The sequence below is a fragment of the Rhodococcus sp. NPDC019647 genome, from assembly GCF_044389235.1.
Lineage (GTDB): Bacteria > Actinomycetota > Actinomycetes > Mycobacteriales > Mycobacteriaceae > Rhodococcus_F > Rhodococcus_F oxybenzonivorans.
The window spans coordinates 59,829-85,036 of record NZ_JBIRXS010000013.1; the positions used below are offsets into that span (position 1 = coordinate 59,829).

Annotated in this window: 20 protein-coding genes; 9 read left to right on the forward strand and 11 right to left on the reverse strand. The window is 67.1% G+C overall.

Annotated features, from left to right (window positions below; genetic code table 11):
• Positions 1–29: 29 nt before the first annotated feature.
• The 3 genes from ACH49N_RS22330 to ACH49N_RS22340 all read left to right on the forward strand — a co-directional run bounded on the left by ACH49N_RS22330 (position 30) and on the right by ACH49N_RS22340 (position 2,296).
• On the forward strand, positions 30–431 hold the full coding sequence (locus tag ACH49N_RS22330) for an SdpI family protein (protein WP_159926703.1): 402 nt from the start codon (positions 30–32) through the stop codon (positions 429–431).
• A gap of 22 nt (positions 432–453) precedes the next feature.
• A complete protein-coding gene (locus ACH49N_RS22335) occupies positions 454–1,419 on the forward strand; it encodes a DUF1648 domain-containing protein (protein WP_358274719.1) in 966 nt (321 codons plus the stop codon).
• Positions 1,420–1,513: 94 nt separating this feature from the next.
• Positions 1,514–2,296, forward strand: coding sequence for a Mut7-C RNAse domain-containing protein (locus ACH49N_RS22340; RefSeq protein WP_159926707.1), 783 nt, complete (start codon positions 1,514–1,516; stop codon positions 2,294–2,296).
• Here the strand turns inward: ACH49N_RS22340 and ACH49N_RS22345 are convergent.
• From ACH49N_RS22345 to ACH49N_RS22355, 3 genes are all read right to left on the reverse strand, one after another.
• Positions 2,284–2,493: a hypothetical protein gene (locus ACH49N_RS22345; protein WP_109334731.1), complete on the reverse strand. Its 210-nt coding sequence runs from the start codon at positions 2,491–2,493 to the stop codon at positions 2,284–2,286. The genes ACH49N_RS22340 and ACH49N_RS22345 overlap by 13 nt on opposite strands.
• 83 nt (positions 2,494–2,576) lie before the next feature.
• Complete coding sequence (locus ACH49N_RS22350) at positions 2,577–3,182, reverse strand: YqgE/AlgH family protein (RefSeq protein ID WP_109334732.1); 606 nt, start codon at positions 3,180–3,182, stop codon at positions 2,577–2,579.
• Positions 3,183–3,251: 69 nt separating this feature from the next.
• Positions 3,252–3,947, reverse strand: coding sequence for a TetR/AcrR family transcriptional regulator (locus ACH49N_RS22355; protein WP_159926709.1), 696 nt, complete (start codon positions 3,945–3,947; stop codon positions 3,252–3,254).
• A 131-nt stretch (positions 3,948–4,078) separates the two neighbouring features.
• Between ACH49N_RS22355 and ACH49N_RS22360 the strand changes: the two genes are divergently transcribed.
• Complete coding sequence (locus ACH49N_RS22360) at positions 4,079–5,020, forward strand: NAD-dependent epimerase/dehydratase family protein (protein ID WP_358274717.1); 942 nt, start codon at positions 4,079–4,081, stop codon at positions 5,018–5,020.
• A gap of 10 nt (positions 5,021–5,030) precedes the next feature.
• Positions 5,031–6,338, forward strand: a complete 1,308-nt coding sequence (locus ACH49N_RS22365) for an MFS transporter (RefSeq protein ID WP_358274716.1) — start codon at positions 5,031–5,033, stop codon at positions 6,336–6,338.
• 19 nt (positions 6,339–6,357) lie between these two features.
• Here the strand turns inward: ACH49N_RS22365 and ACH49N_RS22370 are convergent, their stop codons facing one another.
• Positions 6,358–6,768, reverse strand: a complete 411-nt coding sequence (locus tag ACH49N_RS22370) for a PaaI family thioesterase (protein ID WP_109334736.1) — start codon at positions 6,766–6,768, stop codon at positions 6,358–6,360.
• A gap of 71 nt (positions 6,769–6,839) precedes the next feature.
• The gene (locus tag ACH49N_RS22375; RefSeq protein ID WP_358274714.1) at positions 6,840–7,295 is read right to left on the reverse strand and encodes a hypothetical protein; all 456 of its coding nucleotides are present in this window, start codon (positions 7,293–7,295) and stop codon (positions 6,840–6,842) included.
• A gap of 243 nt (positions 7,296–7,538) precedes the next feature.
• On the opposite strand from ACH49N_RS22375, the gene ACH49N_RS22380 reads away from it, so the two are divergent.
• Complete coding sequence (locus ACH49N_RS22380; RefSeq protein ID WP_358274712.1) at positions 7,539–9,053, forward strand: DUF4185 domain-containing protein; 1,515 nt, start codon at positions 7,539–7,541, stop codon at positions 9,051–9,053.
• 32 nt (positions 9,054–9,085) lie between these two features.
• Here ACH49N_RS22380 and ACH49N_RS22385 read toward each other — a convergent pair whose 3' ends face one another.
• The 6 genes from ACH49N_RS22385 to ACH49N_RS22410 form a co-directional block, all read right to left on the reverse strand.
• Positions 9,086–10,165, reverse strand: coding sequence for an ATP-binding cassette domain-containing protein (locus tag ACH49N_RS22385; protein ID WP_358274710.1), 1,080 nt, complete (start codon positions 10,163–10,165; stop codon positions 9,086–9,088).
• Positions 10,162–10,968: an ABC transporter permease gene (locus ACH49N_RS22390; RefSeq protein ID WP_317768312.1), complete on the reverse strand. Its 807-nt coding sequence runs from the start codon at positions 10,966–10,968 to the stop codon at positions 10,162–10,164. Before ACH49N_RS22390 ends, ACH49N_RS22385 begins: the two co-directional genes overlap by 4 nt.
• Entirely contained in the window at positions 10,965–11,735 is a 771-nt protein-coding gene (gene modA, locus ACH49N_RS22395) for a molybdate ABC transporter substrate-binding protein (RefSeq protein ID WP_358274708.1), read from the reverse strand. Before modA ends, ACH49N_RS22390 begins: the two co-directional genes overlap by 4 nt.
• Positions 11,732–12,136 (reverse strand): TOBE domain-containing protein, encoded by a 405-nt coding sequence (locus tag ACH49N_RS22400; protein ID WP_358274707.1) that lies wholly within the window; start codon positions 12,134–12,136, stop codon positions 11,732–11,734. The genes modA and ACH49N_RS22400 overlap by 4 nt, the downstream gene beginning before the upstream one ends.
• An 87-nt stretch (positions 12,137–12,223) precedes the next feature.
• Positions 12,224–16,357, reverse strand: coding sequence for a bifunctional nitrate reductase/sulfite reductase flavoprotein subunit alpha (locus ACH49N_RS22405; protein WP_358274706.1), 4,134 nt, complete (start codon positions 16,355–16,357; stop codon positions 12,224–12,226).
• 232 nt (positions 16,358–16,589) lie between these two features.
• On the reverse strand, positions 16,590–18,041 hold the full coding sequence (locus ACH49N_RS22410; RefSeq protein ID WP_358274705.1) for a CCA tRNA nucleotidyltransferase: 1,452 nt from the start codon (positions 18,039–18,041) through the stop codon (positions 16,590–16,592).
• 149 nt (positions 18,042–18,190) lie between these two features.
• On the opposite strand from ACH49N_RS22410, the gene ACH49N_RS22415 reads away from it, so the two are divergent.
• The 3 genes from ACH49N_RS22415 to murJ all read left to right on the forward strand — a co-directional run bounded on the left by ACH49N_RS22415 (position 18,191) and on the right by murJ (position 25,163).
• The gene (locus ACH49N_RS22415; RefSeq protein ID WP_109334743.1) at positions 18,191–18,766 is read left to right on the forward strand and encodes an NUDIX hydrolase; all 576 of its coding nucleotides are present in this window, start codon (positions 18,191–18,193) and stop codon (positions 18,764–18,766) included.
• A 2-nt stretch (positions 18,767–18,768) separates the two neighbouring features.
• Positions 18,769–21,159, forward strand: a complete 2,391-nt coding sequence (locus ACH49N_RS22420; protein ID WP_358274808.1) for a DUF6049 family protein — start codon at positions 18,769–18,771, stop codon at positions 21,157–21,159.
• 113 nt (positions 21,160–21,272) lie between these two features.
• Positions 21,273–25,163 (forward strand): murein biosynthesis integral membrane protein MurJ, encoded by a 3,891-nt coding sequence (gene murJ, locus ACH49N_RS22425; protein ID WP_358274807.1) that lies wholly within the window; start codon positions 21,273–21,275, stop codon positions 25,161–25,163.
• The last annotated feature ends 45 nt before the right edge of the window (positions 25,164–25,208 follow it).

The window sequence follows — 25,208 nt, forward strand, 5'->3', positions numbered from 1 at the left end:
CGCATCCGGGTGCGCCGTATCCTGGTGTCGTGTTGATTGCCTCCGTCGTGCTGTTCGTCCTCGCCGTCGCCGTTGCCGGCGTCGCCCTGGCCGGCCTCACCGAACGTCTGCCGCGCAACCGGTGGGCGGGTGTCCGGACCGCCGAGACACTGCGCGACGACGACGCCTTCGCCCTGGCGAACAAGGTCGCCGGCCCCACGCTTCTCGCCGCGGCCGGGCTGCTGATCATCGGTGGTGTCGCCGGAATTCTGGTCGGTGGAGTCATCGGGATCGGCGCCCTCCTGGTCAGCGTCGTCGCTGCCGCGCTCACTGCGGGTACTGGCGGATCGCTCGGTGCCCGTGCCGCGGCAGCCGTCCCCGCCGCCGACACCGGTGCCTGCGGCAACTCCTGTGGAGCCTGCTCGCTGAAGGACGCCTGCCAGCCGTCCTGATCGGCTGCAGACGGCCCACCCGGTGCCCAGTTCGAAAATCGTCGACCCCGCCGGAGCCGTCTTCGGTGTGATCCTGCCCGTGGTCGCCGCGTTGTCCGGCGTGCTCCTGGCCAAGCTGTGGGAACCCCGGCTACCCGCGGAAATCGCCACGCATTGGACCACAACCTCGCCGGACGGTTTCGCCACCCCGATGTCCAGTGCCTGGACGTTCGCTCTCGTGACGGTCCTCTTCGGCGGTGGCTGCGCCGCCGTTGCCGCCCTCGCGCCGGCCTTGCTCATGATGCGCCGCACCATGCTCGTCGTCGGGTTGTCTGTGGTCGGGATGGTCAGCACCGTGCACGTGGTGATACTCGCCGTCCAACTCGACGTCACCGATCCGGCCGATACCGTGCTTCCGCTGTGGTCCCTCGGCGCCGGGACCGTACTCGGCGCCGGTGTGGGAATGATCGGCGCGGCGTGTCTGCGGGACTACCGTCGCCGGGTCTCGGCCACACATCGACCCGACGTCACCCTGCCCCGGGCCGCCGCACCCGCCGCAGTGGCCGCCTCCGTGGGTTTCGGGACAGCGGGGTCCGGAATCCTACTACTGCTGCTCGGCGTCGTCCCCGCACTCGTCGTCTGCCGCATTTCCGGCGGCTGGTGGCCGCTCGCCGTGTTCGTTCCCGTCGGGCTGCTGATCGTCAGCCTCCTGCGCTTCCGTGTCATCGTGGACGAGGACGGCATCCGAGTGATCAACATGGGCATGACCGCCCTCGACTACCGCATCGACGAGATCGAGGGTGCACGCGTCGACGTGGTCAAACCCTTCGACGACTTCGGTGGGTGGGGGTTGAAAGTGAAGGGGCCGCGGAACTACGGCGTCGTCACCCGTACCGGGCCCGCGGTGATCGTCACCACCGCGTGCGGTGACCGATTGACCATCACCACCGCGGAAGCCGAGGACATGGCCGGGGTCCTCAACGCATTCGCCGACCGACGGCGGGGGTGAGCGCCCGGGTCACCAGTCGTCATCCACCGCCAGCAGGGTGACTGCACACGCGCGATCGCGAGGAGTCGCCCAGTACTGTGGCCTCAGGAAGTGAATGCCGATGCCTGAACCGCTTCGCCAGTGCGAGTTCCGCTTCTACGAGGAGCTGAACGACTTCCTCGCGCCGGAGTCGCGGAAGCGCACATTCGCGCATTACTTCATCGGCACACCCTCGGTGAAGGACCGCATCGAAGCGCTGGGCGTGCCGCACACCGAAGTGGATCTCGTGCTCGTCGACCAGGTCTCGGTCGACTTCGCGCACCGCCTCGTCGGGGGCGAACGGGTCACGGTGTATCCCGTGTTCGAACGCGTCGATATCACGGGTCTCACTCGACTGCGACCGCGACCGTTACGCGAATCTTCGTTCGTCCTCGACGTGCATCTCGGCCGGCTCGCCGGCTATCTCCGGTTACTCGGCTTCGACACCCGGTACCGCAACGACTTCGACGACACCGAACTGGTCGAGATTTCGGTGTCCGAGCACCGGATCGTCCTCACCCGCGACACCGGCCTCCTCAAGCGTGCGGCAGTGACCCACGGCGCCTTCCTGCACGAGACCGATCCACGCCGCCAGCTACGGGAAGTACTGGACCGCTTCGACCTCCACGCACGGATCGCGCCGTTCACCCGATGCGCGGGGTGCAATGGGACCTTGACCACGGTGTCGTGGGAAGAGGCACGCCTCGAGGTGCCGCCCGGAGTGGCGGAACGGGAGCGCGACTTCAGTCGGTGCCGGAACTGCGGCCATCTGTACTGGCCGGGCAGCCACCTTTCCCGGTTACGCCGTCGCCTGCACGAGGTGGGCGTGGATCTGGGGCCGATTCCTCAGGAGGCGTGACGCAGTTCGGCAGTGAACTCCGCGGTGCAGAAGCATCCGTCGCCGAGTTCCTCGCAGTCGATGATCAGGGTATGGCGAACCTCGGACAGCTCGACGCACGACTCGTCGGTGCACTCGATGCCGCGCCGGCTGTGCACGATCAACGTTCCGTGGCAGTGGTCGAGTGCCGTCTCGCAACGTCCGCATGGTCTGTTCACGTCTGCTGCCTCCTTACTTCGTCCTGCTCTGTTGATACCACCCGTCTCCGACAGACCCCGGGACGTGCTCGAGGTGTGTCGGCTCAGTTGCGCTCGACGTCGATCGGGTGAGTGGCCAACAGGGCGAGAGGAAGAGGCTGACGTCGCAGGACCTGGGCCCAGACGTCGATGCGGGCCGGTGCCACGACGTCCGACGGCAGCGCGGACACCACCATCCAGTCGTCACGCTGCAGCTCCGAGTCGAGCTGCCCGAACGTCCAGCCCGAGTAACCGGCGAAGATGCGGACACCTTCCACCAGGGGTGCGATGACCTCGGGGTCGGAGTCGAGATCGACCATCACGACGCGGCCGTGCACCCGGCGCAGTCCCGCGACCCCGTCGATGAGCGCACCGGTCCGCAGGGTGGCCAGGCACAGCGCGGCGTCACGCTTGACGGGACCACCGACATAGAGCGCGGCGGGGCGGGCGGCGAGCGGTGCCCACTGTGGCAGCACCTCCTGCACCGCGGTCTCGCTGGGGCGGTTGATGACCACGCCGAGGCTCCCGGCCTCGTTGTGTTCGATCACATAAATCACGGTGCGACGGAATGCGGGCTCGACCAGATCGGTGGACGAGACCAACAAGCTCCCCGGGCGGACCACCGGTTCCGTCGACGCCATTCGATCCTCGGGTTCTTCTGCGTGCGCCACCCGAACATCATCCCACCGCGGCGAGAGTGATGTGTCCCAGGACGCGAGCTGCGTCCGGTTCGCACGAATTCAGGCGGGCGGGAGCCCGGCAGTGTCGGCGAGCACGGCGAGATGGTGTTCGAACAGGGCAGCCGGATCGGTGAACGTATCCGTCCCGTATTGACCGAAGACCTCGAAGTTCACCGCACCGAACAGGCTCGACCACACCAGCACCCCGCGGGCGAGCAAGTGGTCGGGAGTAGTGAGGCCGAGCTCCGCGCGAATCCGGTCGAGATCGGCGGCAAGACCGGCGTCGACGGGGGCGGACGCGTCGGCGTCGAGAAGGCCCGAGCGGTAAGCACCGTCGAAGATGCGGACCAGCGCGTAGATGACCCGGGTTCCGGGCCTCGTGGTCTGTTCGCCGGGGGCGTCGTAGCCGGGAACCGGGCTGCCGAACAGTAGTCCGTAGCGCGCCGGCTCACGCAGAGCCCACGCCCGCACCGCGCGGCCGAGGGCCAGGAACTGCTGTCGCGGGTGCTGCGCAGACGCGACTGCGGCGTCCACCTCGTCCCCGAGCTCGTTGTATCCGTCGACGACGAGCAGGGTCAGCAGTTCGTCGCGGCTCTTCACGTACCGATACACGGCGGACGAGACCACTCCGAGGTCCCGGGCCACGGCTCGCAACGACAGCGCCGCGGCGCCGACGACGGCCAGCTGTTCGCGGCCGATTCGGGTGATGTCCTGCAACGTCTGCTCTCGGGCACGTTCCCGTGGTGTTGCCGGCATGGGTTCAGGGTGCCGATCGCGGAGAGCGGTGTCAACAAACGAGAGCAGTGCTCTTGACTTTGCGCTCGCATGGGCGCACGCTTCAGATAGAGAGCAGTGCTCTCTTTGGACACCACACACCGGGAGCAGAAATGTCGAACATCGAAATCGTCACCGGCGCGGGACCCGTCGGCGCGACAGTGGCACAGCAGCTCGCAGAACAGGGGCGACGCGTCCGCGTGCTCACCCGTTCCGGAAGCGGTCCGGAACACCCGCTGATCGAGCGAAGGGCGGTCGACGTATCCGACCCCTCGGCCGTACGTGCAGCTTTCGAAGGTGCCACCGCCGTCTACCACTGCATTCATGCCGCCTATACCGCCGAGGCGTGGGAGCGCACCCTCCCCGCGGCGGAGCACACCGTTCTGGAGGCGGCGGGAGAGGTCGGCGCGGTGGTCGTGTTCCCGGAAAGCCTCTATTCCTACGACACCGAACAGCAGCCCATGACCGAAACCACGCCGCGCACCGCCACGACGGGAAAGCGCGGAATCCGTGCCCGGCTGCTCGACGCTCGCGCCGCCTCCTCGACCCCCACCGTCAGTGTCGTCGCCTCCGACTTCTTCGGTCCGCAGGTACTCAGCGCTCACGCCGGTGAACGCATGGTCCCGGTCGTGCTCGCCGGCAAGACGATGCGCGTCCTCGGCTCTGCCGACACGCCCCACTCCTTCACCTTCGTCCCCGACCTCGCGGCGGCGATGATCGTCGCCGCACACGACCGCGACCTGTGGAACTCCGTGTTGCACGCACCGACGGCCCCCGCGGTGACCCAGCGGCAGATGGTCCAGGCTTACGCCGATGCAGCGGGGGTGCCGGCGCCGAAGGTGAGCGCTCTCCCGGGATGGGTTCTCCGAGCGGCGGGCCGCCTCCACGAGGGTTCCCGCGAGCTGGCGGAGATGATGTACCAGTTCGAGAACCCGTTCGTCATGGATTCGAGTGCCAGCGAGGAGCGCCTCGGGTTGAAGCCGACGCCACTGCCCGAGGCCGCAGAGCAGACCGTCCAGTGGTGGCGGGAGAGGTCCCTCGCACAGGCCGGATAAGGTCCCGTGAATGGCGAAACAGCTCGGGAACCCCCGAGGACGACGGGAGGCGTGGCGTCGTACCGCACACACCCTGCGCAGGTCGCCCGGGCTGGCCCGGCTTGCGACGGTGCGATTCGCCAGCCAGTTCGGCGACGGAATGTTTCAGGCAGCGCTGGGTGGCGCCATCCTGTTCAATCCCGAGCGCGAGACCGACCCGCTGGCGATCGCCGCCGGCTTCGCGGTATTGCTGCTCCCTTATTCGGTGATCGGACCCTACGCGGGGGCACTCCTCGACCGCTGGGATCGCCGGACTGTGCTGCTGTGGGCCAATGTCCTACGCGGAGCGCTGATTCTGGTGACCGCCGCCCTTCTGGGGTCCGGGGCCGGAGAGTTCCCGATCCTTCTCCTCGCCCTCGCCGCCATCGGTGTCAGTAGGTTCGTACTCGCCGGCGTCTCCGCCGCGCTACCGCGCGTGGTCCACAAATCGTGGCTGGTCGCCACCAACTCCGTGCTCACCACCACCGGTTCGGTCGTGTCCGCTGTCGGAGCCACAACATCCGTCGCCATCATCGGTGTCGCGGGCGCAGGCGACCGCGGGTCCGGTATCGCCGTCGCCGCCGCGGCGGTCGGTTCCGCGGCCGCCGCGCTCGCGGCGTCCCGATTCCATCGTCGGCTTCTCGGCCCACACGCGGACGAACGAGCGGATTACGGGGTGATCCGCGCCGTCGCATCGGGACTGCGCAACGGAGCCGTGGCCGTGTGGCGGTCCCCGGGCGTCACCACCGCCATGATCGGCATCGGCACGCATCGGATCGTGTTCGGCGCCAACACGCTGATCATGGTCCTCGTGCTACGAGACACGTCCAGGGCCGGTTCCCTACCGGGAGGACTGGCCGGGTTCGGTGTCGCGGTCGGCGCGACCGCGGCGGGAATGCTGCTCGCCGCGATCTCCACACCGTTCACCATTCCGCGGATCGGTCGCTCCCGCACCATCACCACCGCGTTGATCCTCGCCCTTGCGGCGCAGACGACGCTCGTGGCGACCCTCACCCAGGCCTCCCTGCTGTGGGGTGCACTGGTCCTCGGATTCGCCGGGCAGTCGATCAAGCTGAGCGGCGACGCCGCCATGCAGATCGACATCGAAGACGACCGCCGAGGACAGGTGTTCGCGCTCCAGGACACGGTGTTCAACGTGGCGTTCATCGCGTCGATCGCCGCCGCAGCCCTCGTGATCGCCCCCGACGGCCGATCACTCGGACTGGTTCTGGCCGGTTCGGCCCTTTACGCCCTGGGACTCGTCGCTGCCCTACTCAACACACGTCGCGCCCGACCCTGAGCAGTCCTGGACGCTCCTCCTATCCGGAACCGGGCAGCGGCACATTCTGCAGACGGACCTGTCCACGGGCCACCTCTTTGCCGGTGTCGGAAGCGGTGATGACCACCGACCACAACTGCTGGATACGGCCCTGCTGAATCGGTAGGGCCACCACGTCGACGCGACCCTCGGTGCGGGACCGGATGAAGTCGGTGCCGTTGTGCACACCGACCGCGAACTGGCCGCGGTCTGCCACTGCCGTGCTCGCGCCGATACTCGCGGCGCTCTCGACTGCCGTCGTGTAAACGCCACCGTGTACGACACCCCACGGCGTGTGGTGCTCGGCGGACAGATCGATATGGCCGACGACTTTCGTGCCCGATACCTCGTCAAGTTCCAGGCCGGCAGCGGCGACGAAAGCGCTCGCCGCGGACGTGGTCAGGTCGGTCATGGTCCATTCTCCTTCTTGATCCGTACTGGGTTTGAAATCACAACTTACCCTCCCCGATCTCGGGGGCCACGTCAATGGCGGCCGTGGCCGAGCGCCACCTCCGACCGCCAGAGATGAACTGCGCCGGCCGTCACGGCACCGGGAATCGGATCGGAAGCCACCGTGCGCACGCTCGGGTCGGACGGTTCGTCATTCCGTCGATCGGGTACCGGATCCGGATGGCGACGCAGGTCGTACGCGGGTTCGATGTGGTCGCCGGCCACCCGCACCTCGCGGTCCCACGTCCCGTTGCCGCTGGGGTCGGTGAAGTAGCGGGCTTCGTCCCCGGCGTCGTAGTCGAGCACCGAGTGATCGGCCGCCCCGTCCCCGTTGTCGTCCCACATGGCGTCGTCGAGAAGCCCGTCGCCGTCGAAGTCGAGTCGCACCGCGTCCAGACCGCCGAGCGGACCCAGATCGAGGTCGGCTGGGGAGGTCCAGGTGGCGGGGGCTTCTGCGCCGGTTCCGAACGAATACTCGAGAGGGTCCATGTAAGGATTCGACGCAGCGCGACCGCATCCGGTTCCGCTGGAGCCGGAAAATCCGAGGCTTCGCCACATCCCGGGTGGCCTCGATCTGCGAAATGCTATGCGACCGTGACACCGTACTGTGACCGGACTGCGACCGGGCACGCCGGGCACTGAACCCGAGAACGCCGCCACCGGGTGTTACCTTTTGCCCTGAACGTGCAGGTCGGTCCATCCTGACTCCGACCACCGATCTGGAGGGGTCCCGTGGTCGAGAAGTCCTGGTTTGTTGCCGGAGCACCGTTGTGCGTCGCCGCCGTCGTCGCGGCGACGATCGGGTTCTCGGCAGGTCCCGCTGCGGCGGAGACGAATTCGTGGTTACCGGTCAACATCTGTGGCGAGACCGGGTTCAACCCGGCCAAGGAGCCCCCGACTCCCGGTGGTCCGCTGCTACCGTCGATACCGCCGACCATCGCCATCCCGATTCCGTACCCCGACTTCGTGCCGGTGCCGGTCCCCGGCCCTACCGTCGATCAGACTCGCGTGGCACAAGACCTACCCGCCGACCCGTGCGCGGACCCGTGCCCGGACCTCACCGACGAGATCGAGGAACCCCAGCCGGAGGTCGGCTCGTCGGGATCCTCCGGGTCGAGCGCCCTGCACATTCCGAAGATCGAAATCGACCCACGACCGGAGACCATTCCGATCCCCGTCCCCGGCGGCCCGGGTCCCGCGCCGCAGCCCGCACCCCCGGTGCAGATCAACCCGGCCGAACGCGGCTCCCTCACCGAAGCCCTCGGCACCCCGGCCGTCGGTGACGTACGCCTGGTGTCGCAACTGACGGGCCACGGTTCGGACAATCGGACCGACAAGCGCTGGCAGGTGGACGGCACGGACCTCGGCATCATCTGGGAGACGAAGCCCGGGGAGGTGGCCATCGCCTTCGGTGACACCTTCGGTAAGGACTGGAATCCGCCCGGCGCCTTCGGGGAAGACTGGCGCAGCAACGTTCTCGGACACAGCACCGACACCGACCTGTCCGACGGCATGACCATCGACAGCATGGTGCAGGACAGCCGCTGCCACGCCGCCGAGATCATCGACAGCCGGCACATCCCCAACTTCGAGACGACGACCATTCCCACGTCGGGGTTCACGATCGGCAACCGGCAGTTCCTGAGCTACATGTCGGTGAAACGGTGGAGTGTGGTGCCCGGCATGTGGTACACGAACTACGGCGGCATCGCGTACTCGGACGACAACGGTCAGACGTGGACCAAGGATCAGCACGCCAAGTGGCACAACATTTTCGGCGCCCGTTTCCAGGTCTCGGCCATGGTCCCCCACGGTCACTATGTGTACATGTTCGGCACTCCGAACGGGCGCATCGGCACCATCGGTCTGGCCCGGGTACCCGTCGATCAGGTACTCAACACCACGTCGTACCAGTACTGGTCGAACGGAACATGGACGCCTGTCTCCGAACATCTCGCGACCCCGATCGTCGGTGGGGTGGCCAGCGAGCTGTCGGTTCGCTACGACACCGGGACCGGCACGTGGCTGATGAGCTACCTCGAGCCCATCGGCGGGCGGATCATCCTCCGCCAATCCTCGTCCCCCCAGGGCGTTTGGTCCGGCGGAGCCACCCTCGTCGACACGGCCGACTACCCCAAGGCGTACGGCGGCTTCATCCATCCGTGGTCCACGGACAAGGACCTGTACTTCACGATGTCGGAGTGGGACAGCTACAACGTGTACCTGATGCACGCGTCCCTGCGCTGACGCACCCGTGAGTACTTGTTAACCACGGGATGTTAAGAAGTACTCACGGCGTGGATTGCCACCTCGGTGGCCTTGACCACGAAGAACACGTCGAGTCCGGGCACCAGATCGAGCTCGGCGACGGATTCTGCTGTCACATCGGCGCTCAGTTCCAGCCGGCCACGGGCAGTCACCGCCCGCACCCGCACGATGGGGCCGCGCACCTCGATTTCGGTCACAGTCACGCCGAAGACGTTGCGGGGACTGCCTTCCGGTGATCGCCGGTGGACGGCCACCGAATGCGGCGCGAATACTGCGACGGCCGGAGCGGTGCCTCCCACGTCGTCGTCGGGCAGGCCGTGCATCCGGACACCGTTCTCGGTCTCGAACCCGGACGGGGTAGCGAAGACGGCCACGAGGTTGAGTCCAGCGATCCGTGCCGCGAACGAGCTGCGGGGCCGGGAGAGCACATCGCGCACGGACCCCGACTCGACGATTCTTCCCCCGTCAACCACTATGACGCGGTCGGCCAGCGCAAGCGCGTCGAGCACGTCGTGAGTGACGACGACGGCGGTCCGATGCTCCTCGCGCAGTACTTTTCGGAGCAGCACCCGCAACGCGGGAGCCGCAGCCACATCCAGTGCGGCCATCGGTTCGTCGAGCAGGAGCGCCTGAGGGTCCGCCGCCAGGGCCCGTGCGACCGCGACACGTTGGGCCTGCCCACCCGACAACTGGTGGGGTCTGCGGTCGGCGAACTGCGTGGCGTCGACGGCGTCCATCCAATGCCGGGCGATGGCCCGCGCTTCCCGGCGACTCCGTCCGGCGCTGCGGGGGGCGAAGGCCACGTTGGCGGCGACAGTGAGATGCGGGAACAGCAACGCCTCCTGGGCAAGTAGCGCCATTCCCCGGCGATGTGGCGGAACTGCGATCCCGGCGTCGGTGTCGGTGAGTACCCGACCGTTCAATTCGACCCGGCCGGTGTCGGGCCGTATCAGTCCGGTGGCGACGGACAGAAGTGTCGACTTGCCGGCGCCGTTCGGGCCGAGGACGGCCAGAACCTCACCCTCCGCGACGTCGACGGCCATCTCGATGTCGCGGCCCTGTATCCGCGCATCGAGGCTCAGCCCGCTCACGGCACCGCTCTCGACGCCCAGCCGCGCGACCCCACCACGATGACCACCGCGACGATCACCAGAACCAGCGACAACGCCACTGCCGCATCGGCATCCGTTTCCCGCTGAAGATAGATCTCCAGCGGAAGGGTACGGGTGACGCCCTCGAGACTGCCCGCGAACGTCAGGGTGGCGCCGAATTCACCGAGTGCCCGCGCGAACGACAACACGGCGCCGGAGACCAGTCCCGGCAACACCAGTGGAAGGGTCACGCGGCGGAAGACCGTCGTGGGTCCGGCTCCGAGTGTGGCGGCGGCGGACTCGTATCGCCTGCCCGCCGTGCGGAGCGACCCTTCCAGACTGACCACCAGGAACGGCAATGCCACGAAGGTTTGTGCGAGCACGACCGCTGTGGTGGTGAACGCGACGGAAATTCCCGCCACCTCCAGGTGCTGTCCGATGAGACCCTTCCGGCCGAACGTGTAGAGCAGTGCGATTCCGCCCACGACGGGTGGGAGCACCAACGGCAGGAGCACCAGCGACCGCAGCACGGGAAGACCGCGAAAGCTACTGCGCGCCAGTACTGCGGCCATCGGCACGCCGAGGAGAATGCATAGCACCGTGCTGGCGGCAGCTGTCCGCAGACTCAGCTCCAGCGCGGCGAGCGAGGATTCGGAGGTGACCAACTCGACGAATCGGGGCCAGTCGACGCTTGCCAGCATCGCCGTCAACGGCAGTACGACGAACAACCCCCCGACAGCCGCCGGGACGAAGAGCCAGCGCGGCAGCCCGGAGGGAACCACCGTACGCGCCGAACGGGTCACGGCTCACCGAATCCTGCATCGGTAAGAACTGCCCGGCCGTCGGGTCCGGTGACGAACGCGACGAATTCTCGGGCCGTTTCCGGCGCGCCCGAATCGGCAAGAGCAACTATGGGATAGGTGTTCACCGCCTGTGCGGCCTCCGGTACGGCCACCACCGTCACAGCGTCACCCGCTCCGGTCGCGTCCGTGACGTACACCAGTCCGGCGTCCGCCTGCCCGGCGATCACCTTGTTCAGGACATCCGTCACCGACGACTCTTCACTGACCGGTGCGAGATCGACTCCCGTCGACGATTCGACCTTCTGCGTCGCGGAGCCGCACGGCACCTGCGGCGCGCAGGTGACCACCAATGTTCCCGGGCGGGCCAGGTCGGCGAATGTGGAAATCCCCTTTGGGTTTCCGGGCGCGGTGACGACGGTCAGGGTGTTCGTCGCGAAGTCGACAGGACTACCCGCGGTGAGTCCCGCATCGACCACCTTGGCCATGTTGCGCTGGTCTGCGGACGCGAATACGTCGGCGCGAGCACCTTGATCCAGCTGGGCTGCCAGATCGGAAGAACCGGCGAAGCTGAACTCCACCCGAGATCCCGGATGCTCTGCCTCGAATCTTTCCGCGAGTTCGGTGAAGGTGGACTTCAGGGAGGCCGCCGCGAACACCGTGATCCGTTCACCCGTGTCGGTGTCGTCGGAGCCGCACCCGGACAGAGTCCCGAGGATGAGCACGGCCAGGGCGATGACGGCGGCTGCTCGGCCCGAGTTCTGTTTCATGAGGTCTCGACGGGGGTCTCGACAATGACCGTGGTGGACTTCACGACGGCCACCGCGATCTTCCCGGGTTCGAGCCCGAGGTCGCGTACCGCTTCGCTGCTCATCAGGGACACCACCCGGAACGGCCCGCATTGCAGCTCCACCTGCGACATCACCGTGTCGGACACGATGGCCGTCACGATCCCGGTGAACCGATTTCGCGCCGAGGACCCCGATCCGAGGAGATCCGGCGACGCGGACGCGTGGGCGCGGGCGAACTCGGCGAGTGCCGCGCCGTCGACGGCCATGCGCCCGGAGTCGTCCTTCCGGGCGGGGAGGCTGCCGTTGTCGATCCACCGCCGGACGGTGTCGTCGCTGACGCCGAGTAGTTCGGCGGCCTGCCGGATCCGGATGTGCGTCATCTAGGCATTACTCCGCGGATGCGTCATAAAGACAATCGTATGCGCGCGTTTGCGGAATGATCAAGTGGAAAGACCCGCAGAAGCGGATCAGTACACGTCGCGCACGTACCGTTTGTCAGTGGACAACTGCTTCATGTACAGCTCGGTGTCCTCTTCGTCGAGCCTGCCGTGCGTGCGAACCACCTCACGGATCGTCTCGTCCACGTCCTTCGCCATCCGGCTGGCATCCCCGCACACGTAGAGGTACGCGCCCTCCTGCATCCAGTTCCACAACTTCGCTCCGTGTTCACGGATGCGGTCCTGCACGTAGATCTTCTGCCGCTGATCACGGGAGAATGCTGCATCGAGGTGGGTGAGAAATCCGTCGCGGTGCATAGCTTCCATCTCCTCGCGGTAGTAGAAGTCAGTCGCTTCGTGCTGCTCACCGAAGAACATCCAGTTCTTGCCGGTGTGCCCGAGTTCGCGCCGCTCGTGCAGGAATCCGCGGAACGGGGCGATTCCCGTGCCGGGTCCCACCATGATCATGGGCGCATCCGCCGACGCCGGCGGTCGGAAATGCGCCGACTTCTGCACGAAGATCGGCACCTCGGCCTCGTCGCAGTGATCCGCGAGGAACGTGGAGCAGACGCCGGACCGATCCTTGCCCTCGTGGTTGTACCGCACGGCGGACACGGTCAGCTGCACCTCGCCGGGATCGATCTTCGGGCTGGACGAGATGGAATACAGTCGCGGCTGGAGCCGCTTGAGAACGCCGAGCCACTCCTCGACCTCGGCGTGAACGCCGTACTGCCCGAGCACGTCCATCGACTGCCGGCCCCACAACCACTGCTGGAGCGCAATCTTGTTCTGCGGTCGCATCAAGCGGGCCAGCTCGGTGTCCTGCGTACGACTCTGGACGAACCGGAGCAGCTCGGGCGTCACCTTGGTGATCTCGAATTTGGTCCGCAACGCCTCGTGCAGCGGCATCTCCGGCAGGTCGGCCACGGTCACCGGGACATCAGGCTTCAGACCCGTCACTTTCAGCCACTCGTCGACGACGGCGTCGCTGTTGGTCGGCCAGACGCCGAGCGCGTCACCCGCCTCGTAGACGAACTCCGGATCACCTACCTCGAAACCGAACTGTCGCACGTCCTTCGACGATCCCGCCGCGCTGAGGCGCACGTTCTTCGTGAGGCGGGTGACGAACGGTGACTTACGCGTGAAGGCCGCTGCCTTCTTCGCGGCGGGTGCGGGCGCGACGGAAACCACTGCCGCGCCTTCGACGGCCTCCCTGTCGCGAACCAGCTTCTGCACCTGCGCCAGCCACTCGCGTGCCTGATCCTCGTAGTCGGGTTCACAGTCGACGCGGGCGGTGAGACGCTTGGCCTGTAACTGCTCGAGCCGAGCATCGAGCCGCTTACCGTGGCCGCAGAAGTCGTCGTAACTGGAGTCGCCGAGAGCCAATACCGCATACCGCGTTTCGGTCAGTGTGGGTGCCTCGTCACTGCTGAGGGCCGACCAGAAACTGCTGCCGTTGTCGGGCGCGTCTCCGTCACCGAACGTGCTGGTGATGATGAGGAGGTCACGGACACCGCGCAGGCTTCCGACGTCGTAGTCGTCCATGCTGATCAGATGTGTTCCGTGCCCGGCCGCCTGCAGTTGCGCGGCACATTCGGCGGCGAACTCCTCGGCGTTGCCGGTCTGCGAGGCCCACACCACCACGACAGGTTGCTGGACCGATTCAGTACCTGCGGCGCTGCCGTTCTGGGCGGCGACCCCGGATGTGTCACCCGAACGGGAGAACAGACCGGCGAGCATCCCGTCGAGCCACACCCGCTTGGAACCCGAGATCGGGGCGTCCCGAGGAAGGACCGGCACGCCGCGGACCTCGGTGGACCGCAGTCCCGACAGCAGCCCCGAAAGATAGGTGCGTTCGTGTTCGTCGAACGTCGGGGGAGCCGAATCATCCAGTCCGAGAAGCTGGGTCAGTTCATCGGCTGGGCTCGCGAGCTGCAGCTCGGAACCGCCGGTCTCCGGAACCGCCGGCTGCGACACCGGTGCCACGCGAGTCAGTGACACCGCGCAGGCCTTGAACTCCGGCTGGAACGACATCGGGTCGACGGCATCGTTGGTAACGGCGTTGATGCTGAGGTACTCGCCGAACGAATCGTTCCAGTGGAAAGGCGCGAAACAGCCACCGGGAAGCACCCGGTCACTGACGACCGCGGGAAGCACCGCGCGGCCACGCCTCGACGCCACCTCGACCTTGTCACCGTCGGAGATCGACAGCCGCTGCGCATCCGCCGGGTTGATCTCGACGAAGGGTCCCGAGTTCAGCTTGTTGAGCTTGGCCACCTTGCCCGTCTTCGTCATGGTGTGCCATTGGTGCTGCAGCCGACCCGTATTGAGGACGAACGAGTAGTCGTCGTCCGGCAGCTCGGCCGGCAGCATGTGCGGTCGCGGGAAGAATGCCGCCTTCCCGCTCGGGGTGGCGAAGGCGAGCCGGGGGAGCGAGCCGTCGGGAGCCGACAGCAGCCTCTGGCTCACCCCGTCATTGACGTAACGGATGGGATTGCGGTCGGTGCGGTCACCGGGCGGGCTCGGCCACTGCACCGGCGTCTGCCGGAGCCGCTCGTAGGTGATGCCGCGAAGGTCGTACCCCGTCTTCGGGTTCCACGTGCGCTTGATCTCTTCGAACACGTCCTCGGACGTCTCATAGGTGAAGGCGTCCGCATACCCCATCTCGCAGGCCACCCGCGCGATGATCTTCCAGTCGGGCAACGCCTGACCCACCGGGTCGACGGCCTGCTGCAGCAAAGTCAGGTTGCGCTCGGAATTGATCATCACCGAGTCCGACTCCGCCCACAGCGCGCCCGGCAGCAGGATGTCGGCGTAACCGTTGGTCTCGGTGTCGAGGAACACGTCCTGTGTGATCACGAGCTCGGCTGCCTCGAGTCCCTCGATGACCGTCCGCCGATTCGACACGGTGGCGACTGGGTTGGTGCAGATGATCCAGCAGGCTTTGATTCGGCCCGCGACCATCTGCTCGAACATGTCGACGGTGCCCGTGCCGACCTCGGTGCGGATGGTGCCCTCGGGCAGGTCCCACAGGTCCTCGACGAACGCGCGGTCGTCGGCCGCGAGGATCGACCGCTGACCGGGCAGGCCCGGGCCCATGTATCCCATTTCGCGGCCACCCATGGCATTGGGCTGGCCGGTGAGGGAGAACGGCCCGCTGCCGGGACGGCAGATCGCGCCGGTGGCGAGGTGGAGGTTGCAGATCGCGTTGGTGTTCCAGGTGCCGTGGGTGCTCTGGTTGAGGCCCATCGTCCAGCAGGTCATCCATTCGGCGGCCTCGCCGATCCACTGGGCGGCCTGTCGGATGTCGGCTTCGGGGATGCCGGTGATGTCCGCGACCTTGTCGGGGGTGTACTCCTCGAGGAATTCCGGCATCACCTCCCAGCCCTCGGTGAACTCGGCGATGAACGCGGGGTCGGTGTGCCCGTTCTTCACCAGCAGGTGCAGGAGGCCGTTGAGCAATGCGAGGTCGGTGCCGGGCGTGATCTGCAGAAAGAGATCGGCCTTGTCGGCCGTCGCGTTGCGCCGCGGGTCCACCACGATCAGCTTCGCTCCCGCCTTCACGCGCTCGAGGAGGCGCAGGAACAGGATGGGGTGACAGTCCGCCATGTTGGCGCCGATCACGAAGAACACGTCGGCCTTGTCGAAGTCCTGGTACGACCCCGGGGGGCCGTCGGCGCCCAGCGACTGCTTGTACCCGGTGGCGGCACTGGCCATACAGAGGCGTGAGTTGGACTCGATCTGGTTGGTGCCGACGAACCCCTTGGCCAGCTTGGTCACGAGGTACTGCGCTTCGATGGACATCTGGCCGGAGACGTAGAAGGCGACCGCGTCCGGTCCGTGCTTGTCGATCTGCTCCTTCAGGCGGCGTGCCGTCTCGCTGATCGCGGCGTCGACGTGCACAGCCGTCGGTGCCTCGCCGCGCTCGTCGCGAAGGTAGCCGGTCTCCATCCGGCCACCGGCCACCAGCATCTCGGCGCTCGTCGCGCCCTTGGTGCACAACCGGCCGAAATTGGTCGGATGCTCTTTGTCGCCGGACGCCTTCAGAACGCGGCGCGCACCCGTCTCCGGGTTCGTTTCGACGTCGAGGACCATGCCGCAGCCGACACCGCAGTACGAGCAGGCGGTCTTCACTGTGGAAGTACCGGCTTTCTGCTGCTGCATCGACTGCTCCTTCACCTGCACGGCCGCGACATGTCCACCTGGTTCTCGGCCCCTATCAAGAGTGCCGATTGGTGTGTTTCGTCGGGATTAACCCCCGTGAGCGTTCGATGACGTCTGTCGCACCCGAGAAGCAGCGGGGTGGTGAGTCGAGAGGGGTATAGCAGCTATCCGTGTGACGGGCGTCACCGCAGGTGAGCCGGTCGAGTGAGCAACTCTCACCCGTCGTCGCGGGTCAGCCCTGCCGCGACGCCCACCACGACAGCAGCTCGGCCTCCGCTTCGTCGCGGGTGAGGGGACCACGATCGAGTCGCAGCTCCTTCAGGTACTGCCACGCCTTCCCCACATCCGGACCCGCGGGAATGCCCAGCAGTTCCATGATCGCGTTGCCGTCGAGGTCGGGGCGCACCCGGGCGAGATCCTCCTGCTCCGCGAGCCTCGCGATCCGCTCCTCGATGTCGTCGTAGGTGGCCTGCAACGCCGCCGCCCGCCGCTTGTTACGCGTGGTGCAGTCGGCGCGGACCAGCTTGTGCAACCGCGGCAGCAGCGGACCGGCGTCGGTGACATAGCGACGTACCGCCGAATCCGTCCACTGACCCTTGCCGTAGCCGTGAAAACGCAGGTGAAGGAACACCAGCTGAGAGACGTCGTCCACCATCTGCTTGGAGTACTTGAGGGCACGCATCCGCTTACGCACCAACTTGGCCCCCACCACCTCGTGGTGGTGGAAGCTCACGCCGCCGCCCGGCTCGTTGCGCTTGGTGTCCGGCTTACCGATGTCGTGCAGCAGCGCAGCCCACCGCAACACGAGGTCGGGGTCGCCGTCCTCGAGGTCGATGGCCTGCGCGAGCACGGTCAGCGAATGCCAGTACACATCCTTGTGCTGATGATGCTCGTCGATCTCGAGCTTCATCTGCGGGACCTCGGGCAGCACGTGGTCGGCCAGCCCGGTCTCACACATCACGTTGATGCCGTCGTTGGGGAACTCGCCCAGAATCAGTTTGTCCAGTTCGGCGCGCACCCGTTCGGCCGTGATGCGTTCGATCTGCGGTGCCATGTCCGTGATCGCCCGATGGACGCGCTCATGGAGGGTGAAACCCAGCTGCGACACGAAACGGGCGGCCCGCAGCATGCGCAGCGGGTCGTCGTCGAAGGAATTCTCGGGAGCCGACGGGGTGTCCAGCACACCGGCCAGAAGCGCATCCATCCCGCCGAGCGGATCGACGAAGTCCTGGGAGCCGTCCGCACCGATCTTCACCGCCATCGCGTTGACCGTGAAGTCTCGCCGCACCAAGTCGTCCTCGAGCTTCGACCCGAACGAGACGACGGGGTTGCGCGACACCCGGTCGTACGCGTCGGCACGGTAGGTGGTGATCTCGATCTGCTGCCCCGCCTTCGCGGCGCTGATCGTCCCGAAGTCGATACCTGTGTCCCACTGATTGTCGGCCCAGCCCGACAACAATTTCTGCACCTGCTCGGGCCGGGCATCGGTGGTGAAGTCGAGGTCGGTACCGAGGCGTCCGAGAATCGCGTCCCGGACACTCCCGCCCACCAGGTACAGCTCGTGGCCCGCAGCAGCGAACCTCTCTCCGAGCGGCGTCAGGACTTCGGACAGCTCACGCAGCGTCACCGCGGCGCCGGCAAGCAGTCGCGTACGGCGCTCGTCGTCGAGAGAAGGGACAGTCACGTCCAGGAAGCTTACCGAGGTGCGCAAATAGCGGGATATGCATGCGAGGGCGTCACCTCGAAGTTTCGATCACGACAGGACCGTCACGAAGCATCTCGGTTGGGTGCGGCAATCAGGGAGAGGCCGGGAAGGCAACTACTATCGATGGGGTGTCTGCTGCCGAACGTGCGAACAGGAGTCGCCGCAACTCGCGGCGGCGCGGCGCCGTCGGCAAACCCGCGAAACCCCATATGAGGACGGTTCGGGAAACCTCGGCGGGTGGTCTGGTGGTCAACGGTCTCGGCGGACCCAGGGAGAACCTGTGCGCAGCGCTCATCGGGCGGACCGATCGGCGCGGCCGTCTGCTGTGGTCGTTGCCCAAGGGGCACATCGAGCAAGGGGAGACGGCCGAGCAGACGGCTATGCGTGAGGTCGAAGAGGAGACGGGCATCCAGGGCACGGTCCTGGCTTCGCTGGGCAGCATCGACTACTGGTTCGTCACCGAGGGCAGGCGTGTCCACAAGACGGTGCATCATTATCTGCTCCGGTTCCTCGGCGGGGAACTGTCCGACGAAGACGTGGAAGTCACCGAGGTAGCGTGGGTGCCGCTCGCCGAGCTGGGGTCACGCCTGGCCTACGCAGACGAACGGAAACTCGCAGAAATCGCCGGTGAATTGATCTCCAAGATGACAACCACTCTGCCCGACCCCGATCTGAAGCTTCAGAAGGGGCACGACGCCGGATGAGGATGGCTTTTCGCCGGATCGGGGCAGCGGCATCGACCGCACTCGTGGTTGCTCTCGCTCCCGTCGGCACCGGAGTGGCTGTTGCCCAGGATCCCGTTCCGCCGGTGAGCGCCGGGAGCCAGACCGTCGACGAGGATCCGGAGTTTCTCGAGCTGCACATCGACACGGTCACTCCCAACACGGTCACCACCACCAGCGATCCCTTCGTCACCGTGTCGGGATCGGTGAAGAACATCGGCGACCGCACGGTCAGCGACGTCAGCGTGCGTCTGCAACGGGCCCCCGCCGTCGCGAGCAGCGACGCCCTTCGCACCTCCCTCACACTCGACCAGTCGCGGTTCGACACGGTCGGCATGTTCGACACGGTCGCCGACAGCCTCGACGAAGGCCAGAGCGAGCAGTTCACGTTGTCCCTGCCACTGCGGTCGGACACCGATCCCGCACTCGACATCACCGAACCCGGCGTCTACCCCATGCTGGTCAACGTCAACGGCACCCCCGAGTACGGTGGCGCCGCGCGCCTGGACGATGCCCGCTTCCTGCTCCCCGTGTTCGGGGTGCCCGGTACGCCGGCAATTCCACCCGACATTTCCAGCCCCGTCGCGGTCACCATGTTGTGGCCGCTCGCCGACCGGCCGCGACTCGCCGCCGGAGTGCCGGGTTCGGTCACCGACCCGGTTCGTCTCGTCGACGACGAGCTCGCGACCTCCCTTGCCGACGGCGGACGCCTCCACGAGTTGCTGGCGTCCGCAGAGTTCGCCACCGGTGAAGCGGTGGATCGCGATCATGCACTTCGCGACAGCATGTGTCTGGCCGTCGACCCCGACCTGCTCATCACGGTCGAGAACATGACCCGCGATTATCTGGTGGTGGACGATCCGTCCGACCCCACCGGACCGGCGCACGCGGGTACCGGCCGGGAGGCCGCCGCGGACTGGCTCGAGCGAGCCCGGTCACTCGCCGCATCGATGTGCACCACGTCGGTGCCGTTCGCCCAGGCCGATCTGTCCGCGATCAGTGCCGTGGGGAACACCGAGCTCACCGCCGCCGCTCTCGAGGCTCCCGCCGACATCGTCGACAACATCCTCGGGGTCACCTCGCTGCGAAACTTCGTGTGGAGCGACGCCGGAGTCCTCGACGACGACACTGCACAGCTGTTACGCCGAGATCAGCCCACCACCACCCTGGTCGCCGCCAACGCCATAGACACCGACGCACCGAGGGACAGCGCCCACGTCATCGAGGCAAGTCCTGCGCAGGCGCCGGTGCCCGGGAACGGTGAGACCACCCCCGCGGCCACCGGGACGTCCGCGCCCACCGGCAGCCTCGATGCGCTGCTGTTCGATCCTGCGGTGGGCGCTGCCCTGGCCGCGACCGGCACCACGCCGCAGACTCCCTCGTACACCCCCGCGCGGGCCCGGTTCGACCTCACCGACGACTCGCAGGCAGCCCGTCTGCAGGACGCCCTCGGTGCCGTGTCCTGGTCTGCACTCGAACCGGCCGTCGCCCGCAGCGCCGGGACACCGCGCTCGCTCATGGTGGTTCCGCCCCAACTGTGGACCGCCGGTGAGGACGACGCCGAGACGATTCTGTCGACGGTGTCGTCGATGATCCGCACCGGTCTCGCCTCCCCCCGGCCACTTCCCGCACTGCTGGGTCGCCAACCCGGATCACCGGAGCTGTCGTCACTGGACTACCCGGACCAGGCCACCGAGGACGGGATTCCCGCCCACCACCGCGACGCCGTCGCCGAGCAGATACCCCGCATCGAGACACTGGACGCGGCGCTGATCGACGACCCGCAGGCCACGCTGACCCCGGAGCGGTTCACCGCACCGCTCCGCGAAGATCTGCTGCGTTCGATGAGCCTCGCCCATCGCCGTGACGAGGAGCACGACTCGGCGAGCGAGGCATCCGACCTGCGCACCGAGCAGGTGGCCGACACCATGAACGACCTCTTCGGAGCCGTCACCGTCGTGTCCCCCGGCGGGGTCTACACCCTGGCGTCGGAACAGAGCCCCCTTTTGCTCGTCGCCCGGAACGACCTGCCCGTGGGCATCACCGTCCAGCTGCAGGTCGCCGCGCCGTCGGGGATGACCATTACCGACATCGGGCCGACGCCACTGCCGCCGCGCGGCAGCCGGACGCTGACCGTGCCCACCGAGGCCAACGACTCCCGCAAGCTCGTCGTCACCTTCTCGCTGACCACGGCCGATGGGCAGCAACTCGGTGAGCCGACCAGCGTGACGGTACGGTCCAACGCGTACGGGCAGGCCTTGGCGATCCTGACAGCGTGTGCGGGCACCCTGCTGCTGTTCCTCGCCGGCCGCCGGCTGTGGCACCGATTCCGCGGCCAGCCGGATCCAGCTGACGAAGGGTACGAACGTTCATGACCGGGAACTTGCCCGACCGGGGCCAGAGGCTTCCCGATCGCTCGCATCCCCGGGTCGCACCGTGGGAACGGGACCACTGGGCACGGGAGATTCGACCGGACGAGGCACCGACGGTGCAGTTCGCGGCCATCCGGGTCGACCCCCCGCCGCCGCCGGTCCGGGACTCGGGACCGTCGACGGCACCGCAGAAACAGAGCAACTCCCGCCTCCTCGCGTCCACCGGGTCGATCGCGGTGGCGACACTCGTCAGCCGCATCACCGGATTCGCCAAGCAACTGCTGGTCCTGACATTGCTCGGCGGCTCGGTGGCCAGCTCGTTCACCGTCGCCAGCCAGATCCCGAACATGATTTCCGAGCTGGTGCTCGGCGCGGTGCTGACCGCCATCGTCGTGCCCGTGCTGGTCCGCGCGGAACGTGAGGACCCGGACAACGGTGCCGCCTTCGTGCGCCGCCTGTTCACGGCCACCTGTGTGCTCCTCGGAACGGCAGCGTTGCTCGCCACCGCGGCCGCCCCGGTGCTCACCACCCACGTGTTCCTGTCCGACGACGGCAAGGTCAACACGTCCCTCACCACAGCTCTGTCGTTTCTCCTCCTGCCGGCGATTCTGTTCTACGGGCTGTCCGCCCTGCTCACGGCAATTCTCAACACCAGGCAGGTGTTCAAACCCGGGGCCTGGGCCCCGGTGCTCAACAACGTCGTGATGCTCACCGTGCTGGTGATCTACTACGCGATGCCGGGCGAAATCACCCTCGACCCGGTGCGGATGAGCGACCCGAAACTGCTGGTCCTCGGCGTAGGCGTCACCCTCGGTGTCGTGGTGCAGGCCGCCAGCCTCGTGCCTGCAATCCGACGCGAAGGCATCTCGTTGAAGCCGCTGTGGGGCCTCGACGACCGGCTCAAGCAGTTCGGCGGGATGGCCGTCGCCATTATCCTGTACGTGCTGATCAGCCAGGCGGGCATGATCGTCGCCACCCGCATTTCGTCCCAAGCGGACGCGTCGGGTCCCGCGATCTACAACAACGCGTGGCTCCTGCTGCAGCTGCCGTACGGCGTGCTCGGTGTCACCGTGCTCACCGCGATCATGCCGAGGCTCAGCCGCAATGCCGCCGCAGACGACACCCCCGCCGTCGTCGACGACCTCTCGGTGGCGACGCGTCTGACGATGATCTCGCTGGTTCCGATCATCACCTTCCTCACCTTCGCGGGACCCGAGGTCGGGCAGGCCCTGTACGGGTACGGCAACTTCGGTACGGGTGACGCAGGGCGTCTCGGCCAGGCCGTCAGTTGGTCCGCCTTCACACTCATCCCGTATTCCCTCGTCCTCATCCAGCTCCGTGTCTTCTACGCCCGTGAACGCGCCTGGACTCCCACCTGGATCGTCCTCGGCATCACTGCGGTGAAGATCGCGCTCTCCGCACTCACCCCCCTCATCGCCTCGAGCGACGACCAGGTGGTGATCCTGCTGGGCGCCGCGAACGGCATCGGGTACATCACCGGTGCACTCATCGGTGGGTACCTCCTGCACCGCAGCCTCGGAAACCTTCAAATGGCCAACGTCGGGAAAACCGTGTGGGTGGTGGTGCTCGCCTCCCTCGCGGGTGCGCTCGCGATGCTCGGCGCCGAACGCCTCCTGCAATTGGACCGCCTCACCACATTGTTCGGCGGCCCGGGTTCCATGGCCCGAGTCGCGATCAGCGGGATCTTGATGCTCGGTGTCACCTTCGTCATTCTCTGGTTCGCGAAGGTCCCCGAAATCATGTCGATCACGGTCGCCGTCACGCGCAAGATCCGGGCACTGCGCGGTCGCGGCGGTGAACCGGAACCCGAGCCCGACCCGCTCGCCGACGCCCAAACGGAACTGATTCCCGTGGTCCGCGCCACACCGCGCGACTTCGGTGGTCGCCCGCGTGGTATCGAACGACCCGGTGGTCTCCCGTACCCTGGACACGAGCGGGTCGGATCGCCGCCCGGTACGGGTCGGAGTTGGGCATTCGAAAATGAAGGAGTGAGGGTGAGCGACGACGACGTGGCCGGCAGCAAGCGAGCCGGAGGTTCTACGGTGCAAGCGTCCGAACGGAATTCGGCTGCTTCGTCGAATGGCGTCGACGCCCCGACCACCCGAATCGAATCGGAGCCCGCAACTTCCGGCAATCCGAAGACCAAGTCGGACCAGGCGACGACCGCCGACTCCGGCTCCACGACGCCACCGGCGAACGGCACGGCTGGGCCGAACGTCACTGGCTCTGCTGTGTCGGCCGACACTGCTGTTCCAGATAAGACTGCTGTTCCGCATAAGACTGCTGTTCCGGCCGAGACTGCCGCCTTCGATGCAGGCGGCCCCACACGCAAGGACCCCCGGCCGACGGGTGCAGCTGCGGGCCACGACACCAGTTTCGACACCGGCGTGATTCCGATCACTCCCGGACCCGGTCGTGATCGAGGCGCCGGCCCGCGTCCTATTCCCCGCGGCCCCAAGCTGATTCCGGGCGCCTCCGTCGCGGGTGGTCGTTACCGTCTGCTCACACCGCACGGTGGGTCCCGGGGTCTGCAGTTCTGGCAGGCCCTCGACGTCAAGCTCGACCGTGAGGTCGCTCTCACCTTCGTCGACGCCGAACAGCGTTCCACCTCGGCCGGACCCGAAGGACCGCAAGCGATCCTGTCCCGCACGCTGCGCCTGGGTCGCATCAACTCGCCCGGTCTCGCCCGGGTTCTCGACGTGGTCCGTGGCAGCTCGGGCGGCATCGTCGTCGCCGAGTGGACGCCCGGACGTTCGTTGCGGGAGATGGCCGACACCAAGCCCTCTCCGATCGGTGCCGCCAAAGCCATCCGGGCACTCGCCGCAGCAGCGGAGACGGCGCACCGGGCCGGTGGGGCACTGTCCATCGATCACCCCGACCGCATCCGGATCAGCATCAACGGCGACGCCGTCCTGGCCTTCCCGGCCACCCTCGCCGATTCCGACTCCAGTTCCGACGTACGCGGTCTGGGCGCCATGCTCTACGCGCTCATCACCGCCCGCTGGCCGCTCGGCGATCCCTCCGCACCGGCAGGCGACACCACCCATCGGCCGGGAAGTGTCGGTGGCATGCGGCTGGCCGACCGCGACTCCAACGGCCAACCCATCGGCCCCCGGGTCATTCGCCCGGAAGTCCCCTTCGAGATCTCGGCGGTCGCGCTGCGCTCGTTGGAGCCGAACGGGGGCATCCGCACAGCCGCCACGGTCCAGCACATTCTCGACCAGGCGTCGGTCATCAACGAGAAAACCGAACTGATCCCCGCTCTGCGGCTCGGACAGCGCACGCCCGGCATATCCGGGCATGAGCTCGCCGACCCCGAAGCCATCGAGGCGGAGAAGAAGAAGTCCAACAGGATGCTCGCCGCCCTCGTCGGACTCGGGGTCGTGACCATCATCGTGTTGGCTCTGCTCGGTTTCTGGCTGGCCACGTTCTTGACCGGAAGCAGTTCGGACGCTCCGCTCACCGAGCAGGACTTCGGCCTCACCACCTCCGCCGAGCCGCCTCCGGGCGCCGCTGCTCCCGCCGCACCGGCACCGCCGGCCGACGTCGCACCGGTCACCCCCGCGTCGGCCACCGTGTTCTCGCCGCAGGGCACACCAGATTCCGCTGCCAATGCCCGGCTCGCCATCGACGGCAACACCGCCACCGTGTGGAGTACCGACTCCTACTTCCAGCCGTTCCCGGCACTGAAGAACGGTGTCGGCCTGATGATCACCTTGGACGAGCCGGCCAACCTGTCCAGCGTGTGGATCAACTCGCCGACACCCGGCACCAAGGTCGAGATTCGGAGCGCCCCCTCGGAGGAGCCCACCCTCGACCAGACCCAGGTCATCGGTTCGCAGGTCCTCGGTAGCGGTGTCACCGAAATCCCCGTGACGTCGGAGGCGCCCACCACCAACGTCCTGGTTTGGATCACCGGCCTCAGCACTTCCGGGGGCAAGAACCAATCCTCCATCGCAGACGTGGGATTCAACGCCACGACGTAATCGGCTCCCGCTGCTCGTGGCCCGGCGTTCTGAGCTAACATCCGC

Bases quoted from the DNA above. Each gene is read 5' to 3' on its own strand.
- ACH49N_RS22340 (WP_159926707.1), top strand. From the start codon at position 1,514: ATGCCGATGCCTGAACCGCTTCGCCAGTGCGAGTTCCGCTTCTACGAG.
- ACH49N_RS22355 (WP_159926709.1), bottom strand. From the start codon at position 3,947: ATGCCGGCAACACCACGGGAACGTGCCCGAGAGCAGACGTTGCAGGAC.
- ACH49N_RS22360 (WP_358274717.1), top strand. From the start codon at position 4,079: ATGTCGAACATCGAAATCGTCACCGGCGCGGGACCCGTCGGCGCGACA.
- ACH49N_RS22365 (WP_358274716.1), top strand. From the start codon at position 5,031: ATGGCGAAACAGCTCGGGAACCCCCGAGGACGACGGGAGGCGTGGCGT.
- ACH49N_RS22370 (WP_109334736.1), bottom strand. From the start codon at position 6,768: ATGACCGACCTGACCACGTCCGCGGCGAGCGCTTTCGTCGCCGCTGCC.
- ACH49N_RS22375 (WP_358274714.1), bottom strand. From the start codon at position 7,295: ATGGACCCTCTCGAGTATTCGTTCGGAACCGGCGCAGAAGCCCCCGCC.
- modA (WP_358274708.1), bottom strand. From the start codon at position 11,735: ATGAAACAGAACTCGGGCCGAGCAGCCGCCGTCATCGCCCTGGCCGTG.
- ACH49N_RS22400 (WP_358274707.1), bottom strand. From the start codon at position 12,136: ATGACGCACATCCGGATCCGGCAGGCCGCCGAACTACTCGGCGTCAGC.
- ACH49N_RS22405 (WP_358274706.1), bottom strand. From the start codon at position 16,357: ATGCAGCAGCAGAAAGCCGGTACTTCCACAGTGAAGACCGCCTGCTCG.
- ACH49N_RS22420 (WP_358274808.1), top strand. From the start codon at position 18,769: ATGGCTTTTCGCCGGATCGGGGCAGCGGCATCGACCGCACTCGTGGTT.